This window comes from Actinomadura sp. GC306 (assembly GCF_004348665.1).
GTDB lineage: Bacteria > Actinomycetota > Actinomycetes > Streptosporangiales > Streptosporangiaceae > Spirillospora.
In genome coordinates this window covers 1-17,593 of record NZ_SMKM01000030.1, presented here as the reverse complement: position 1 = coordinate 17,593, position 17,593 = coordinate 1, and the positions used below count along the sequence as shown (strand labels likewise).

At 67.8% G+C, this 17,593-nt stretch carries 12 protein-coding genes and 2 tRNA genes; 8 read left to right on the top strand and 6 right to left on the bottom strand.

All coding sequences use genetic code 11. From position 1 onward, the window contains the following. Positions 1-2: 2 nt before the first annotated feature. The 3 genes from E1200_RS07280 to E1200_RS07270 form a co-directional block, all read right to left on the bottom strand. A complete protein-coding gene (locus E1200_RS07280; protein ID WP_165950234.1) occupies positions 3-1,070 on the bottom strand; it encodes a restriction endonuclease subunit S in 1,068 nt (355 codons plus the stop codon). A gap of 194 nt (positions 1,071-1,264) precedes the next feature. Beyond that, entirely contained in the window at positions 1,265-3,268 is a 2,004-nt protein-coding gene (locus tag E1200_RS07275) for a class I SAM-dependent DNA methyltransferase (RefSeq protein WP_131951029.1), read from the bottom strand. Positions 3,269-3,347: 79 nt separating this feature from the next. Next, positions 3,348-5,435: an N-6 DNA methylase gene (locus E1200_RS07270; RefSeq protein ID WP_207933223.1), complete on the bottom strand. Its 2,088-nt coding sequence runs from the start codon at positions 5,433-5,435 to the stop codon at positions 3,348-3,350. 130 nt (positions 5,436-5,565) lie between these two features. On the opposite strand from E1200_RS07270, the gene E1200_RS07265 reads away from it, so the two are divergent. The 6 genes from E1200_RS07265 to E1200_RS07240 all read left to right on the top strand — a co-directional run bounded on the left by E1200_RS07265 (position 5,566) and on the right by E1200_RS07240 (position 14,490). After that, positions 5,566-6,498 carry an exonuclease domain-containing protein gene (locus E1200_RS07265; RefSeq protein WP_165950233.1) on the top strand — a complete coding sequence of 311 codons (933 nt, stop codon included), beginning with the start codon at positions 5,566-5,568 and terminating at the stop codon, positions 6,496-6,498. Positions 6,499-6,640: 142 nt separating this feature from the next. After that, positions 6,641-7,117 (top strand): DUF4352 domain-containing protein, encoded by a 477-nt coding sequence (locus tag E1200_RS07260; protein WP_131951027.1) that lies wholly within the window; start codon positions 6,641-6,643, stop codon positions 7,115-7,117. Between the two features lie 175 nt (positions 7,118-7,292). Continuing rightward, on the top strand, positions 7,293-8,528 hold the full coding sequence (locus tag E1200_RS07255) for a DNA repair exonuclease (protein WP_131951026.1): 1,236 nt from the start codon (positions 7,293-7,295) through the stop codon (positions 8,526-8,528). A gap of 5 nt (positions 8,529-8,533) precedes the next feature. Further along, positions 8,534-11,992 (top strand): YhaN family protein, encoded by a 3,459-nt coding sequence (locus E1200_RS07250; protein WP_131951025.1) that lies wholly within the window; start codon positions 8,534-8,536, stop codon positions 11,990-11,992. A gap of 66 nt (positions 11,993-12,058) precedes the next feature. Further along, positions 12,059-13,798, top strand: a complete 1,740-nt coding sequence (locus E1200_RS07245) for a hypothetical protein (RefSeq protein WP_131951024.1) — start codon at positions 12,059-12,061, stop codon at positions 13,796-13,798. 23 nt (positions 13,799-13,821) lie between these two features. Continuing rightward, positions 13,822-14,490, top strand: coding sequence for a hypothetical protein (locus tag E1200_RS07240; RefSeq protein ID WP_131951023.1), 669 nt, complete (start codon positions 13,822-13,824; stop codon positions 14,488-14,490). Between the two features lie 412 nt (positions 14,491-14,902). Here the strand turns inward: E1200_RS07240 and E1200_RS07235 are convergent. Continuing rightward, positions 14,903-14,994: transfer RNA gene (locus E1200_RS07235), tRNA-Ser, on the bottom strand. A 142-nt stretch (positions 14,995-15,136) separates the two neighbouring features. Further along, complete coding sequence (locus E1200_RS07230; RefSeq protein ID WP_131951022.1) at positions 15,137-15,565, bottom strand: hypothetical protein; 429 nt, start codon at positions 15,563-15,565, stop codon at positions 15,137-15,139. A gap of 188 nt (positions 15,566-15,753) precedes the next feature. Between E1200_RS07230 and E1200_RS07225 the strand changes: the two genes are divergently transcribed. Continuing rightward, positions 15,754-15,826, top strand: a tRNA-Arg gene (locus E1200_RS07225). A 217-nt stretch (positions 15,827-16,043) separates the two neighbouring features. Here the strand turns inward: E1200_RS07225 and E1200_RS07220 are convergent. Beyond that, the gene (locus E1200_RS07220) at positions 16,044-16,634 is read right to left on the bottom strand and encodes an ABC transporter permease (protein ID WP_165950232.1); all 591 of its coding nucleotides are present in this window, start codon (positions 16,632-16,634) and stop codon (positions 16,044-16,046) included. A 682-nt stretch (positions 16,635-17,316) separates the two neighbouring features. Between E1200_RS07220 and E1200_RS07215 the strand changes: the two genes are divergently transcribed. After that, positions 17,317-17,593: hypothetical protein (locus E1200_RS07215; RefSeq protein WP_207933222.1), on the top strand; the 277-nt coding region annotated here is incomplete at its 3' end.

Genomic DNA, 17,593 nt, shown 5'->3' with positions numbered 1-17,593 from the left:
CCCTACTCCGTAACCCCACGACCGGACGCCGTGGACACATCGAACTGCCCCGTAACCGCCGCCGTAATCAACGCCCCCCGCCGCTCTTCCAAAACTTGCAGCTGTCGGTCCAGCTTGCGCTGCAGGTCGTTACCCCGGCGGCTCACCTCATCCATCTGGAGACTGATATTACGCTGCTCCTCAGGGGGTGGGCAGGGGATGCCGAGGCCAAGAAGTGTGGCGATGTTGATGCGTGTGAAGGTGCTTCCGATCTGGAGTGATTCAATCTCTCCCTGTGTGACCGCATTCAGCACGTAGGAGAGAAAAAGTTGATCCTGGTCCGCGCTTGTAATCCTGCACACATCTTGGCCCATTGTAAATCTTTCATCGGTGTCGATGTATGCAGCTGTGCCGACAGATGCATTTCTGCTGTATACGATGTCGCCTCTGCGTGGTCTCCTCAAGTCGTCCGCGAGGTCAAGATAGTCGGCCTCACTAACGAAGCGGTGCGCCCTAGATAGATCCAACCTTCCGGGTCTGATGTCACCTGGACTAATCACAGGAATGCCGTTATCTAGATATGAAGGAGTGCGATGTTTGCAGTCAATCACCGTCCATCGGCGTTTTAGGGGAAGGAGTTGCCACCCCTCAGGGAGTTTAGGTATCCACGGGCTCCCCGTGTTGGCCAGAGTCCTATGGGAGGCAACGCCTGTCGCAAGTTCGATGATGCGTTGCTTTGTCCGCTCTACAAGGAGGCTCTTCTGGCGCCAGCGAGCCTTCCTAAGTTCACCGATGCGGGCGGTCTCGCCGTCGAGGAAGTCGGCGATGCGTCGCTGTTGCGTCAGCAGGGGGAGTGATGTTTTGATCTCCCCAAGGTCTTCCGCATTAATCCGCGGCGTGCGTACCGATCCGCTTTCCGTGCCGCCGATTCCTCTCAAGCGCGATGTCATCTCACCAATGAACCACGCGGAGCGAAAAAGGTGGTGGATGTAGCGGCCTTCAACGCCTTCCTCTGGCCGTAGTACCAAGTAGTCTGGACTTACGAGACCGCGGGAGTGGCTGAGGCCAATAGCTCCCTGAAAGGCGCGCATGCGGTTGAGAATGATGTCACCCGGCTCGCAGATCTTATAGTTGCTTAGATCTTCCGCTCGGGGGAGGTCGTCTGTTATTTGGTGCCGAGGCACAACCCCGTGGTGGATGGATACGGCAAGGAGTGGTGGTTGATCCTGCCCAGCTCGCCGGTCGACTACTCGGTACAGATACTTGAGTCGTTGTCCACTCCGCATCACTCGGTCACCTCGTTGAGGAGGGTCTGGATCTCGGCTTCTAGAGCCTTCAACTCGGCGTCGATCTCCGCGAGGGGGCGTGGGGGTTTGTAGACGTAGAAGTGGCGGGTGAAGGGGATCTCGTAGCCGGTTTTGGTTTTGGTGTGGTCTATCCAGGCGTCGGGGACGTGGGGGAGGACCTCGCGCTTGAGGTACTCCTCGACGTCCTCGTCCAGCGGCACGTTCTCGTAGTCGCGGAGGTCGGTGTCGGGTTCGATGACGCCCTTGCGCACGTATTGAACCTCGCCTTCGGGGTCGCGGACGCCGATGGCGTCGCGGACGGCCTTGGCGAACGGGGCGCCGGGCGGCCACTGGAGGCCGGCGTCCACCACCGCGCCCATGAGGGCGTTCAGCATCTCCGCCTTGGTCGGCCAGGTGGTGCCGAGGAGCGGGCGCACCGCGTCAATGAGCTTGTCCGCGTGGTCGAGTCTCTGGACCGGCTTGGCCGCCTCAAGTGCCGCCAACGTCTCGTCCGTCAACTCAAAACGGAGCTTGAGCGGGCGTTCGACGGTGATGCGGTGGTAGCCGAAGTCCTGGTTGCGGAAGACCTTCACCTTGCCGTGCAGCGGGTGTTCGGGGTCGTCCGCGACCTCCAGGGCTTCGCTGTAGAGCTGGGTGATCTCGGCGATGTGGTCAGGGCGTCCGCCCTGCCCGTCGCCGATCTCCTTGCGCTTGTCGCCGAGGGACTTGCGCATCTTCTGCCAGTAGTCCCGGGCGTCCAGCAGGATGACCTTGCCCTCGTGGTCGGCCTGCTTGCGGTTGGTGACGATCCAGAAGTACGTCGAGATGCCGGTGTTGTAGAAGAGCTGGTCGGGCAGGGCGACGATCGCCTCCAGCCAGTCGTTCTCGATGATCCACTGACGAATGCGGGACTCCCCGGACTCGGCGGCGCCGGTGAACAGCGGGGAGCCGTTGAAGACGATCGCGACGCGGCTGCCGCCGGCCTCCCGCGGCTTCATCTTCGAGATCATGTGCTGGAGGAACAGGAACGAGCCGTCGTTGATGCGCGGCAGCCCCGCCCCGAAGCGTCCGGACTCGCCGAGCGTCGCGTGCTCGTGCTCGACCTCGTCCTTCACCTTCTTCCACTCGACGCCGAACGGCGGGTTGGCCAGCATGTAGTCGAACTTCATGGTGCGGTGGCCGTCGTCGCTGAAGGAGTTGCCGAACGCGATGTTGTCCGGCTCCTGGCCCTTGATCATCAGGTCGGACCGGCAGATGGCCCACGACTCGGGGTTGAGCTCCTGCCCGTACACCTCGACCGTCGCGTCCGGGTTGAGGGACGTGATGTACTCGTGCGTCGTGCTGAGCATCCCGCCGGTGCCGCAGGCCGGGTCCAGCACCCGGCGGACGATGCCGGGGACGCTGAGCGCGTCGGCGTCCGGCGCCACCAGCAGGTTCACCATCAGCTTGATGACCTCGCGCGGCGTGAAGTGCTCACCGGCCGTCTCGTTGGACAGCTCGGAGAAGCGCCGGATGAGGTCCTCGAAGAAGTAGCCCATCTGGTGGTTGGACACGACCTCGGGGCGGACGTCCAGGTCGGCGAAGCGTCCGACGACCTTGTAGAGCAGGTTCGCGCCGTCCAGCCGCTTGATCTGCTGGGCGAACTCGTACTTCTCCAGCACCTCCCGCGCGTTCGGGGAGAAGCCCGCGATGTACTTGGCGAGGTTCGTCGCCGCGTGCTCCGGATCGCCGGCGATCTTCTCCAGCGTGTAGCCGGTGGTGTTGTAGAACGACTGGCCCGACGCGCGGCGCAGGAACGCGCCGGTGTCGATGTCCTTGCCCTTGAACCGCTCGACCGTCTCCTGGACGGCCGCCCGGGTCGGCTCCAGGACGGTCTCCAGCCTGCGAAGCACCGTGAACGGCAGGATGACCTTGCCGTACTCCGACTGCTTGAAGTCGCCGCGCAGAAGGTCGGCGACCGACCAGGCGTGGTTCACCAGTTCGGTGTGCTTGCTCGGGTTCAAGGGGTTCCCTTCATGGTGTTGCGGGCCGCAGGGCAAGGGCTATCAAGTCTGGTCCAGCAGAGCTGCGTGGCGCTGGCCCTCATGACAACTCGACTCCAGGGGGCAGCAGCGCTCCGCCGCTGAGGGCGGTGGCTACGAGGTCGGCCAGCTCGTCCGCGCACGTCGCCGCGTCCTGCGCGCTTGTCCTGAGGTCGTGAACCTGCCGGAACGCCTGGCCATAAGCGGTCTGCTCGTCCGGCGGGAGCAACGGGACGCGCAGCCGGGACGCCACGAGCTGGGGTGTGGAGCTGCCGGTGGTCGCCTGGTTCACGTTGTCGGGTGCGCTGACGAATCCGGCGAGGAACCACGGATCGAGACGCGCCGGGTCGGGACGGAGCAAGAACACACCGTTGCCGAGCAGGCATCCGGCCTCGTCGTCGCCGGCCACCCGCGTCGCGACGCCCCGGGGGCCGACGACCTGCGTGATCAGGACGTCCCCCGCCTCGATGACGAACGGATCGGCCAGGGGCGTCTCGCGGGCGTTGCCGCCGGCCCGCGTCCCGCCGAGCAGGTCGCGTGCCCGGAGTACGGGACGATCCGCGAGGTCGGCAGGCGGGGTGTCGGCGGAGGAGGCCCGCATTCCCCGATGGACGGCGAGCGCGCCGCCGCGGGCGAGGTCGGCGACCGTGGCGCTGCGCCAGGTGCGGCTCGCCGCACCGGCCGAGGCCAGCGGGCCGATCCCGGTCGCCCCGGTCAGCGCGGCCACGTTCGCCTTGAGGCGCTCGGCGACCTCGGCAACGTCGCGTAGGGCGGCGTCCGGGGTCATCACGGGTGCCGTGCGGACGTGACGTGCCGGGGAAAGGTCGACGAGATCGTCCATGAGGTCGATCGCCGGCACCGCGCGGGCGGTCCCGGGGATCTCGGTAAACTCGGCCGGCGCGGTGAACGCCTCCCACGTGCTGAGGATCGTCTTGTGGAGCCTGCCCGCGTCCGACGTCCTGCCGTGGTCGGACGTCTCGTCCGCGGCGGTGGGCTCCTCGGAGGCGTCCATCAGCAGAACCAGGTCGCGGCCGGGGCTTGCGGCTTCGGGACGCCGGAGTATCCACAGGTGAAGCCCGATGTGGTGCGGCACGGCCAGGCCCGGCGGGAGCGCGATGACCCCGCACAGCGCGCCCTGCCGCAGCAGCTCCGCCCGGATGCGGCGGCCGGACGGTCGTGACGCGGTCGCCGGCGGAAGCAGCAGCACGGCGCGGCCGCCCTCGGCCAGGTGCGCCAGCGCGTGCTGGACCCAGGCGAGCTCCGGCTCCGAGCGCGGTGGCACGCCGTAGGCCCAGCGCGTGTCGAGCGCGAGCGTGTCGTAACCCCAGTCGCGGTCCCCGTAAGGCGGATTGCACACCACGGCGTCCACACGGAGGTCGGGGAAGGCGTCGTCGCGCAGGCTGTCCCCGGTTCGGACGTCCACGGACGCCTTCGGCGCGACCTCGGCCAGGCGGGTCTTCGCCTGGGCCGCAGTGACAGGGCGGTACTCCTGGCCGTGCACGCTCGCACCCGGCGGGAGGGCGGCGGCGACCGCGGCGAGGAGACGACCGCCGCCGCAAGCCGGGTCCAGAACGCTGCGCACGCGCGGGCCTGCGGACGTCGCCAGCCCGGCCATCACGTCGGCCAGCACCTCCGGCGTCGGATGCGTCCCGCGGATGCCGACCGGCGCTTCGGTCTGCTCGTCGAGCACGTCGAAGACGGCGAGCGGGCCTTCGTCGCGAGCCACCTTCGCCGCCGACCGCAGGAGTGCCGTGGAAACGCCCGCCCGGCCCGCGCCGCCGGTCGCTGGGAGCGCTTCGGTGTGCATCGCGATCAGTTCATCGTCGTCCAGCGTCGCGGCCTCGGCGCGCTTTCCGGCGTCCAACCCGGCCAGGCGCGCGGTGAACGCGGCCACGGCTTCGACCTCGTGGGACGCGGTGCCGTGCAGGAGCGCCCGCAGGTCGTCCCTGGCCGAGCGCGCGGGGAGGCGGCCCCGCGCGTCGAGCCACGCCTCGACCTGCCGCCGGTCGTAGCTGGGGCTGGCCTCCGTACCTCCGCTGGGCTGCGGAAAGTCGGGGTGCCGCCGGCGCCAGTTGCTCACGGTCGCCCGCGTCACGCCGGCGAGCCGCGAGATCTCGGCGGCGGTCAGTTGTTCACTCTGCGATGCCATCAGATCGTCCTTACCAGCTTTCGGGAGCATCGCCACTGTACATCACCCAATCGAGCGAACCTGTTTGACACTGCTTTCACGGAGTGCTTTCATGATGGTGCTTTCAATGGCTCGGCGCGAGGAGCGGCTGATGACGAGTTGGGTGGCGATCGACTTCGAGACGGCGAACTCCCTCCGGGGAAGCCCGTGCTCGGTCGGACTGGCCAAGGTGAAGGAGGGGCAGATCGTCGAAGAGTGGTCGACGCTCATCAGGCCCCCGGACGGACACGACCACTTCGACGCCTTCAACGTCGGCCTCCACGGCATCACGGCGAGCGACGTCGAGGACGCGCCCCGCTGGCCGGAGGTGGTGGAGCGCATCGTCCAGTTCGCCGGCGACACGCCCTTCGTGGCGCACAACGCGGCCTTCGACATGGGAGTCCTGGCGGATGCGTGCGAGGCGAGCGGCCTCCCCGTCCCGGACCTCCGGTTCGCCTGCACGCTCGTGATCGCCCGGCGCACCTGGACCGGACTGCTCGCCTACAAGCTCCCGGTCCTCACCGACGCGCTGGGCATCGAGCTGCCGCACCACCACGACGCCGGCGCCGACGCGCGGGCCGCCGCCCACGTGATGCTCGCCGCGCTGAAGCGCCAGGGCACCCCGGCTCTGGCCGACCTCCTCGCCGCCCACAAGATCCAGATGGGCTCCTACCGGGACGGTGTCCGCCGGGGCTGCCTCTACCGGGGAGCGCCGCCCCGCAAGCCGTTCCCGGACGCCAACCCCAACGCCGACCCCGACAACCCGTTCTACGGACGCACCGTCTGCTTCACCGGCTCACTGCCCGGCATGACGCGGAACGAGGCCGCCGACCGGATCGCCGCCTTCGGAGCCCGGACCGTCGACAACGTCACCCAGGCCGTTGACCTGCTGGTCGTCGGCCGCATCGACCCCGCCAAGCTCGCCCCCGGCGCGAAGAAGACCGGAAAGCTCGCGAAGGCCGAAAGCCTCCGCGACAACGGTCACGACATCACCGTGATCGACGCCGAGGAGTTCTACGAGCTCCTCGCGGTGGCCGAGGGCTGACCAGCCCGCACAGGGGCCGGCCACCGCAGCCCCGATACGCGCCGCCGTCCGCGAAGACCGCCGGCACCGGCGGGCGGCGGCGCCCCACCCGGAAACCCACGACCGGCGCGACGACCCACCGCGCCCGGAACAGGAGCACAACATGCGCAAGATGATCATTGGACTCGCCGCGATCGCCGTCCTCGCCGCCGGCTGCGAGCTGGAGGAGGACCCGGTCGCCGTCCAGCCCGCCGAGTCCGGCAAGGCGGCGAGCGAGGCGGGCGGCGCGGCCGAGCGCAGGAACGTCCCGATCAAGCTGGTCGCGAAGCGCACGAAGCCGAAGCGGAGCGTCCTGAGCGACGGCGGCGCCCTGTCCTGCGTCAAGGTCACCGTCACCAACCAGACCAAGAAGCAGCTCGAAGTGAACCCGCTCTACTTCTCCATCACCGACAGCGGCGACACCAAGCACGACAGCAGCACCGCCCTCGGCGACTACGAGGGCCAGATCGCCACGACGGAACTCGCCCCCGGCGAGAAGGCCACGGGCACGGTCTGCGCGAAGGGCCGGTTCCGCCCGAAGGTCGTCGCGATGACCAACCCCCTGTTCGACGAGGCCGCCCGCGCCGAGGTCGCCTCCTGAACGGAAAGGGCGGCCGACTCGTCCAGCGCCGCTGGAAGACCGGCCTCTGCCGTCACAAAACCGCTGTTTCGTCACTTGAGCAGATACATCACAACAGCCCGCTAGCGTTCCTCCAGTCCCCTCGCCAAAGGATCACTGGACGCGGCGCTCCGGCTGCCACGCGAACGGGGGGACCATGAAGATCCTGCATGCCGCCGATCTGCACATCGACAGTCCGCTGCGGGGGCTCGCGGCCTACGAGGGCGCACCCGAAGAAGATCTGCGCCTCGCCACTCGGGGAGCCCTGGAGAACCTCGTCCGGCTCGCGATCGAGCTGCCCGTGGACGCCGTCCTCCTGGCCGGCGACGTTTACGACGGGGACTGGCAGGACTACCAGACCGGCCTCTACTTCAGCGGCCAGATGGCGCGCCTCGGGCGGGCGGGCATCCGCGTGTACATGGTCTCGGGGAACCACGACGCGCAGAACCTCATGACGCGTTCGCTCCGGCCTCCCGACAACGTGCACATGTTCGCGACGGACAGGCCCGAGACCGTCCGGGACGAGAAGGCCGGACTCGCCGTCCATGGCCAGGGCTTCGCCAGATGGGACCTCGACGAGAACCTCGTCACCGCATACCCGGCGCGAGACGGCGGCCTGTTCAACGTCGGCCTGCTGCACACGGGCCTCGAAGGCGGCTATCGCGAGCACAAGCGGTATGCGCCCTGCACGGTCGCGGACCTCGAAGCCCGGGACTACGACTACTGGGCGCTCGGGCACGTCCACAAGCAGCAGATCGTCCGGGACGATCCCTGGATCGTCTACCCCGGCAACATCCAGGGCCGGCATGCTCGCGAGACGGGCCCGAAGGGCTGCTTCGTCGTCACCGTCGATGGCGACCTCAAGGTCGAGAAGGTCGAGCACCATGACCTGGACACCGCGCGGTGGGAGCATCGCCAGGTCGACGTCACCGGTCGCGATGACCTCGACCAGGTGCTCAGCCTCGTCGCGCAGCGCTTCCAGGAGATTCCGGACGAGAAGCTGACCGCGGTTCGCGTCACCCTCACCGGGGCGACGTCCGCGCACGCCGCGCTGTGGCGGGACCGCGAGCGGATCGTCAACGAACTGCGGGCGGCGGCCGGGCACCACCCGCACCTGTGGCTGGAGAAGGTCCAGGTCCGCACGTCCGGCGACGACGGCGACTCCGGTGAGGGAGTCTCCGGGCTCTTGACCGACCTTCGCCGCACCCTCTCCGTCCTCGGCACCGACCCGGACGGTCTCATGGCCCGGCTTTCCAGCCACCCGCTCATCGGAAGGATGCCGGCCGAGCTCAGAGGGCCGGAAGGCATCGCCCCGGACGACTCGGCGTGGATCCGAAGCCTGGCCGACGACGCCTACCAGCTCGTGGAATCCCTCCTGCAAGAAACGCGGTGACCGGAATGCGCATCGAACGCCTCGACCTCATCGCCTACGGCGCCTTCGACGGCCACAGCCTGCACGACCTGGGCGCCCCTGGCGTCCACCTGGTCCACGGCCCGAACGAAGCCGGCAAGTCCACCGCGCTCAGCGCCCTGGACCAACTGCTGTACGGCATCGACCACAACTCCCGTTACGCCTTTCGGCACGGCTCCCGGATGCAGCTGGGTGCCCGGCTCTCGACCGCCGACGGGGTGGCCTTGGAGATCGTCCGCCGGAAGAGGCGCAAGGGCGCGCTGGTGGACGGCGATGGCGACCCACTCGGCGAAGAGGCGCTTGTTCCGTTCCTTGGCGGCGTCGACCGTAATACGTTCACCACCGAGTTCGCCCTCAACAGCGACGAACTCCGCAGGGGTGGAGAACTGCTCGCCTCCGGCGGGGGAGACATGGCCCAACTGCTCGCCGCCGCACGGTCGGGCATGCGCCTCAACGCCGTCCTGGACAAGATCGAGGCCCGGCAGCGCGAGCTGTGGCTGCGGACGGGGAAGAAGCCCGCGATCAATGCCTCGATGGACCGGCTGAAGGACGTCCGGCAGCGGTTCCGTGAGGCGGTCCTCCGCCCCGAGCAGTACCGGGACGCCGAACAGGCCGCGGACGAGGCCGAGCGGCGCCTGAGCGAAACGAAGGCCGAACTACGGGCCGCCCGGCGGCGGCAGGCCGCCAAGCACCGACTCCAGGAGAATCTGCCCGCGCTGGCCCAATGCCGCGACCTCGAAAGGCAGATCAAGGAGATCAGCGCCCAGGGGCCGGTGGCTCCCGATGACATCCGCGCGGCACTCCCCGAACTGCTCCAGCTGCGAAGTGAACACATCACAATGCGCTCGGTCAACGCTGTCCACCTTGAGCGAACCGAGCGGCAGCTCTCCGAAACAGACCAGGACGACTCCCTCCTCCCGCACGCCGCCGCGATCGAAAAACTGGCCAGGGACATCACAGCGATCCTCGACGAGCTGGACCGGCAGAACGCGGCGGTCGACGAGCTCTCCGGCAAGCGCGTCCAGGCGGAGTCGCGACTGCGTACCGTCCACCCGCGGGCGACCCTCGTCGACGAAGGGCTCTACCGGCTCCCGGACACCCTCCGCGGGGAAGGGCAGACGCTTCGCGATCAAGGCCGGACGCTCCGCGAGAACCTCAATCACGAGCGGGACGCGGTGCAACGTTGCCGGGACAAGCACGAGCGATTCGACAAGGAGCTCAGTGCCCTCCCAGCAGGTGAGGACGTCTCGCAGTTGCAGGACGCCTACATGTCCATCCCCGCCGGCCTGTCAGAGAAGCTCGCCGACACCGAGGCCGAGGAGAAGAAGCTGGACCGCCGGTTCCGCCAGGCACGGAACCGGCTCGAACTGCCCGAGCTGCCGCCCGAAGGCGTCCTCGAGCTGCGGCCACCCGACCCGGAGCAGGTCACCGCAGCCGTGCGGGCCTCCCAGAACCTCGCGGAACGTCTCCGCGACCGCCGCGGAGAACTCGACGGGGCGCAGCGGCAGCTGGCGAAGTGCCGGCGCGCCCTCCAGCGCCTGGTGACCGACGATGCACCGCCGACACACGACGAACTGCGCGCGCGGCGCGCCGAGCGCGACGACCTCATCGGGAGTTCGCCCGATGATCCGAGTGGCATGGAAGCGCTTCGTGAGGCCGTCCGGCGAGCCGACGACACCGCCGACCTGATGCTGCGGCACGCGGAGACCGTCAACAAGCGGGCCGAACTCTCGCGCGAGATCACCGACCTGGAAACCGTCGTCGTCCCCGGTCATCAGGCGGCCGTGGACGATGTGGCCGCCGAGCAGGAACTGGAGCAGCGGCACTGGGAATCGCTGTGGGAGAGGTATCCGGCCCCGGTGCCCGGCATCGAACAGGGGTCGAAGGTGCTGGACGATTTCGGCCGGCTCCAAGCCGACGCGCGGGACCTCCAGGATCTCGGCATCGAGCTGGAAGGCCAGCGTGACCGCCTCAACGCCCACACGGCCAGGCTCCAGTACCTGCTTCGCCTCGATGCGGAAACGCCGGCCGTCGACGGGACGGCCCAGGCGTCCGCGATGTTCGCCGAGATGAAGGAGACGGCACGTAAGCGCCTTCAGGAACACGAGCGAACCACCCAAGACAGGGCGGCCCTGGAGCGCCAGATGGCAAGCGCGGAAGCCGAACTCATAGAAGCGGAATCCGCGAAGGAAGAAGCCGAAAAGGCTCTCGCCGACCACGATGGGCATTGGCAGCGGTTCCTGACCAGCGCGGGACTCGCCGCCGACCGCGACTTCGACGCCGCTCTCACCGACCTGGAAACACTGCTCCACGTGGCTGCGGAGGTCGATGACGCCGAGGCAGCGGAGCGGAAACTCCGCCAAGGCGAGCAGCGGATCTCCGAGTTCGAGGACCGGTTGAAGGACACGTTCAATGCCTGTTGCCGGGACGTGCCCGCCTCCGTCACGGGCTGGCAACAGGCCATCGAAACGCTGGAACAGGACCTGCAGAAGCAACGGGAAGGCGCGCAGCGACGCAAGGACCTGCTCGAACAAAAGGCCGACTTCGCCGAGCGGGTCGACAAGGCCAAGGCCGAACTGAGCGGACTTGAAAGCCGTTTGCAGGACTTCTCCGCGCGCCTCGGCCTGGCCTCGATCGCCGAGCTGGAGGCCGCCGCACAGCGTGCCGTCGACCTGCGAGAGAAGTCCACTGCCCTCGCGAACATCCGGCAGACGCTCCCCGAAGGGCAGGAACTCGTCGTGCTCCGCGAGCAGGCGGGAGAGACGTCCGCGGACGAACTGGCCGAAGAACTGGCCGGACTCGACGAGGAGATCAAGGAGCTGGAGGCCGCGAGCGCCGACTGGCTCGAAAAGCGCCTGGCGCGACGGCAGCTACTCGACGGACTGGACGGGGGCGGCGACGCCGCCCGCGCCGAGGCGGACATCGCCCAACTCTGTGCCGAACTGGCCGAGAACGCCGAGGAATACCTGCGCCTGGAAGCCGCGAAGGTCGCCATTCACGCCTGCATGGAGGAGTACCGGACTAACGACCAGGAACCCGTGCTGGCGCTGGCCTCCGACATGTTCGCCAAGCTGACTCGCGGCTCCTACACCGGGCTTGAAATGTCGGACGAGGAGCGTCCGAGCATCCGCGCCAAGTCGTCCACGGGAACGCTGGCTCCCACCGCACTCAGCGAGGGCGCCCGCGACCAGCTCTACCTGGCGCTGCGCCTCGCCACCCTCGAACGCCATGCCGCAGCAGGCAACGCGCTCCCGATCGCCGTCGACGACATCTTCATGACCTTCGACGAACGGCGAACGGAGGCGGCCCTGCACGTCCTCGACGGCATGGCCGACCGATTCCAGGTCATCGTCTTCACGCACCACGAACACGTCATCCGCAGCGCCGCCAAGGAACTCCCCAAGGACCGCTGCCACGTCCACCACCTACCCGCCCGCCCCGAATGACAGGACGGCGTGCCGTAGTCTGCCGCCAGCCCCGGCCGTGTTTCGCCCCCGCGCAAGGAGAATCGCATGCAGGACTCTTTAGATTCGACGGATGGCCGCGAGCCTGAGGAGAACGGCCAGCCCGATACGGCGGGCTCGCCGGAGGTGGACGATTCGGCACCCGCCTCGACGGTTCTGGCGGAGGTGCTTCCCGGAGTCGTCTTCGCCTTCGGTGAGGTACCGGAAAAGCTCAAGGCCGACCTTGAATTGGATCCGGTCGACTCCAGGCTCCTGTCCGTCACGGATCAGGAGAAGATCTCCACGTTCCTCGCCACGGCTGGAAACGCCGCGAACCTGGGCGGCAACCTCGCGAACGCGTTCGCCAGCGTGGAGGGGGTCTACCGGGTCTCCGACGCAACGCAGGCAATACTGAACGCCGGTGGAACGCTCGCCGTCAAGGACGGCGCGAACATCGGAGCGGTCTTCCTCAACGGCAAGATCGTCCACCAGGCGCGTCTCATCCCGATCACCAAGCTGAGCACGGCGCAGAAGCTGGCGACCATCGGCCCGGCACTCGCCATGGTCGCCCTCCAGCTGCAACTGAGCGAGGTCGCGGGCCTCGCCAGAAAGAACATCGCGCTGACAAGCCAGGTTCTAACGGAAATTCACCATGACCAGTGGTCCGCGCTCACCGGACTCGTGAAAGCCATCGAGACCGCATTCAGCGAGGCACAGGAGCTCGAACTGGTCACCCCGCACGTGTGGGAGGCCGTCGCGACCAGGGGACCAGATCTCCTCAAGGCGCGTGACCAATACCGAGAGAAGGTCGGCGTACACGTCCGGGAAATCAGGCAGCTCGGCGCGCGAGACCGCCGCGAGTATCTCGAAACGAACGCCGAGGCCATCGTCTTCGACGCTTACGCCCTCCGCTCGTCCCTCGAAGCATGGACCAAACACCAGGTGCTGCGCGCCGCGAAGGTGAGCGCCGCCGGCCGCGAGGACGAAGCGGGGCTCGTCGAGGTCATCGAGCGCGACACGCGCTCGGAACGCGACTCCGCGCTGACCGAGATGCGAACCCTCGTCTACTCCCTGACGCGTGAGCTGCGCATCATCGCCGAACTGCCCGGCCGCGCGACGATGCCCCTGACCCGCAGCCGGAGGGACACCAAGGCCGCCCGCCTGACCTGCACCCAACTCCTTGAGGCGATCGAACCCCTTGCCGACGCACTCCACCCCCCGGTGCCCCCGCTGGAGGCTCCGGCAGTGAACTGCGCACCACCCTCCCTGGACCAGGAACCGTACCTCCGCACCCTGCGATGGCTCCTGGAGGACGGAGAAACCCTTCGCGTCCTGGGCTTCCCCGAACAGCTCGACGTCCTCGCCTCTTTCGGCGCCGCCTCCGGCGGTGCGAAGGAGAAAGTGGTGACAACTAAAGACAGGGTGACGGCAGCGATCGACAAGGCGGCAAAGAACCTGGTCGCCGTCACGGACCGCCGGGTAATCACGGCCAAGGCGAGCACGTTCCGCAAGCACGGCCAGATCGGTCAAGACATCTCGTTAGACCAAGTGCGCTACGTCCGAGCACCCGCCCAAGACGGAAGCGGACGCTCAGCCATCGACATCATCACCCCCGAAGAGAACCTCCGCTTGATCTTCCAAGCCGACATCGACAACACCCAAGTGAACGCACTCGCCGCCGCGCTCGCCGAATCAATGAGCATCCCGGCCACGGAACGCGACGAACTACAACAACTCCACCAACCCGCCCTCGAGGCGAGCAACAAGGACGGGGGCGCCCCAGGAAAAGCGACCACACGTTCGGAATAACGGCTACCAGTAGTGTTCCCCGGGTGAGTGTTCACCTCATCGACGACGTGCCCGAAGGGCTGACCCGACGAGCCCGGTCGTTCATCGGCACGCATGGCGTCAAGGTCGACGTCCGGCCCGTCGAAGAGAACAGGCAGTGGTGGCTTGAGCGGGACATCCCCGCGGCAGTGATCGACCGGATGGCGGCGTACCAGCAACGCTGGGGCGGTCTGCTCCTGCCGCCCGCACCCTTGTACGACGGCGGCCCCAAGTACCTCGATCCGGACTCTCCTGAACCGGACTCCGCGGGGTGGTGGTTCGAAGCCGGGATGCAGCGGACCGCCGTCCCGTACGGTTTCATGATTAGTCCCTCCGGTGAGTTCGGCGTCCATGCAGACAAGTGGGCGCCTCTCCATGCGACCGTCGAAGGCTGGGTGGAGTCGCTCGCCCTGGCCCACCACGCATCCGAGTGGGCGACCCAGATCACCAGGCTCGTCGGCGACGACGTCGACGGCATCGAACTGGACGGCTACGAGCCGGTACGCGAAGTGATGGGGCTGGCGGACACCTGGTGGAGAGGCCCCGACTCGCTGGTGGCGCTCTACACGGGGGAGGCCACGGCACTCGACTTCCCCCGTGCACGCACCGCCCTGATCTACTCCGGCCTTGACGACTGGGGACTACACGGAGGCGTCGACCCCGTCGATGACTGAACGCCATATATGGCGCTCGTCTGGTCTATAGCTAAGAAGGTGAGCCTGGCCGACTGGGCAACGTCGACGTGGAAGTGATCAGCGAGACGCAGGGCCAGGCCCGCCACTCGTTCACCGCCGGGGACACCTAGACCTCGGCGCTGCCAGAGGCGACCCGGGCTGTACGGCCGCGGCCGGAACCACGTGCTGCAGCCGCCAACGTGACCTCACCCGCGGACCGCCGCAACAGGCGCGACGTACACGCATGGTAACCAAGTCCCCGAAGGCGAGTACTCGGTCTCAGCCGGGGACGAGCGCACTCCACCGACCTCCCGGGCCCACCATGGCCACACCAGCCCCGGAAGACGGACATCTGGAATGCGACAGGGACTTCGTCCAAGATCTCGATCTCGGACGAAGTCCCTGGTCAGAGTGGCGGAGGATCGGGGATTTGAACCCCGGATGGGCTTGCACCCAAACCGCATTAGCAGTGCGGCGCCATAGACCGGACTAGGCGAATCCTCCAGTAGCCATCAGGCTCAGACAGGTTACCGGGTCGGCGTGGCGACCGGCAAAGCCTGGCCTGCGGGTCCCAGCAGCATAGTCCGAGATCCGGTGTTGGGCGAAGTGGTTCGCTCCCGGGGCCGCGGGAACGGACCGCTGGTGGTCAGCCCAGGCGGAAGGCGGAGAAGCCGCACGCCTCGGCGAGGTCGTTGCCGTGCTGCCGCATGGCCGCGGTGTCGGGCTGCTGCAGGTTCGTGTTGCCGGAGGTCATCTGGCGCAGCAGCTCCGCCGTCTTGTCCAGGTCGCCCGCGAAGGCCGTCGCGGCGGTCTCGACGTCCCCGCCGGCACCCTGTCCCTCCGAGCGGATCTTGGCGGCGGTGTCGGAGAACTTCTGAGCGGTCTGATCGGCGCCGCCCGGCGACGACATCGCCATGCCGCTGGTGGAGAAGCTCCGCAGCTCCTTCTCGATGTTCTTGCAGGCGGTCGTCTTCTTGCCGCCGGTGATGGTCTCGACCGCACCGCAGCCGGTGGAACCGAGCATCAGGCCACCGACGGCGAGGACGCCGACGAGCTTGGTGGCGGACATACGCATGGGGGATCTCCTCTGGGGGGATTTGGGCTTTGAACGGAGTCAAACCTTGCAGGCGGCTCACGTCCCGACACCCTTTTGTCGCATCTTGGTCAGGGAAAGTTGTGTGACTCAGGTCACATGGCCGCTCGTGTGTCCTGCGCAACCGATTCGCCGTCCGGTACGCCGAGCCGGTACAGTAATCCCGGCAGGCACCCGTAGCTCAACGGATAGAGCATCTGACTACGGATCAGAAGGTTAGGGGTTCGAATCCCTTCGGGTGCGCGCAGCTCGCAGCCCTCTTCCGCTCTGGAAGAGGGCTTTTGCGTTTGCGGTGGGGGACTGGTCAGGTCGGCGTTGCGGGGCGTGTGCGCTTGGGTGGTCAGGGGCTACCGGGGCGATGCCGAGCTGGATGACGTAGGTCAGGAGGGGGCCGGTCATACCGTGTCCGTTACGCGGAACGCTAGGGGCCTTGTGTGTTCGGTGTCGGGCGGTTGAAGGGTCAGTCGGTGGTGATGGTGCCTCGGGCTACCGATTCCAGGGTGACGACGGTGGCGGTTGCTTCGGTGGCCAGTAGGGCGACCAGGACGAAGAGTTGTACCGCGCCGGCGGCGATCGGGGAGGCGCCGCCGAGGAGCATGCCGACGAAGGCGCTGGGCAGGGTGACCAGGCCGGCGGTGCGCGTCTGGTCGATGGCGGGGACGAGTGCGGTGGCGGCGTTGTCGCGGGCGATGAGTAGGCGGGCGTCGCGGAATAGGAGGCCGAGGGACATCGCTGCTTCCACTTCGCCGTGGCGTTGGGCCAGTTCGTCGAGGGCGCGGCGGCCGGAGAGGTAGGTGGCGGTGAGCGCTCCTCCGATGAGGATTCCTGCGACGGGGATCAGGCTGATGCCTTTGGGGGGCAGGAGTCCCGTGGCGAGGAGGAGGGCCAGGACGGGGGCTGCGCCGGCGCCGATGGGGAGGGCCGTCCACCACCAGGAGGGGCCCTTGGTGAGGCGGCGGCCGCTGGTGCGTACCGCGACCGCGAACATCAGGAGCACGAACAGGGCCGACAGGGAGACGTAGCCGACGACGACACCGATCGCCAGGGACACGGCGGCGAGTTGTTCGGTGGCGCGGAGCCCGGCTGTGAGAAGCGCGCGAGTTGCCCCAAGTAACTGACCGTCATCGCGGTCGCCAGGAGCAACGCCATCGCTGCGGCTAGGACGCCGTTGACCGGCAGAGGCTCGTCCCAGACGACAGCGCCTCTGGGCGTTGAGTCATGCGCGTAGGTTATGGCACCGCGTCCCGGCGGCATGGTGGCCAGTCGGGGGGGCCGGAACCGGAATGGCCGGGGAAAGGCGACTCGGTTGGACGGCAATGGAGCGGCGGCAGGGGCGACGCCGCTGCCTCCCGTCGTCAGGGAAGGGACGAGCGGGGGCCTGCCTGATCAAGGTGGAGGGGGGCGCGGTTGTCGTCGTCCGGTCGGTGTGTTGTGCCGTGGGCGCCGTTCGGGGCTTGGCCAGGTTGGTGATGGCTGCGGGGAGTTGGACGGAGTGGGGAGCGGTGGTCACGCTTGGGTTGCTCCGGCCCCGCGGCTGCGTTGGGGCGGACGGGCCGTTATGCCATTACGGGCCTGGACGTGGTGGGACCGTGTGATCAATTGGGCCTAGCATCGGCTGCTCGTGCCAGCTCCCCGGAATGAGTCGCCAGATGTCCAGAAAAGCGTGCCTTTCGGTTGTTGTCGTTGTCTTGGGGCTCACCGGTTGTGCGGGGGAGGGGCCTGAGAAGAGTGCGGTGGACGCGCCGGAGGCTGCGGCGCCCGTCACGACGAGTGCGGCGAAGCCGGACGGGTGTGCCGCGGTCGGCAATGATCAGAGCATTCCCAGCACCGCGCCGAACCAGGTGTACTGGAAGCGCTTCGAGGGGGTGGCGTTGCCGTTCTCGTCGTCGGTCGGGCCGCTGGAGGTCAAGGGCGACGTCGCGCGCTGCTATGAACATACGCCGCGCGGGGCCCTGTTCGCCGCGGTGCAGATCAGCGTGCGGCTCGACCGGTCGGCGCGGTGGCGGGAGA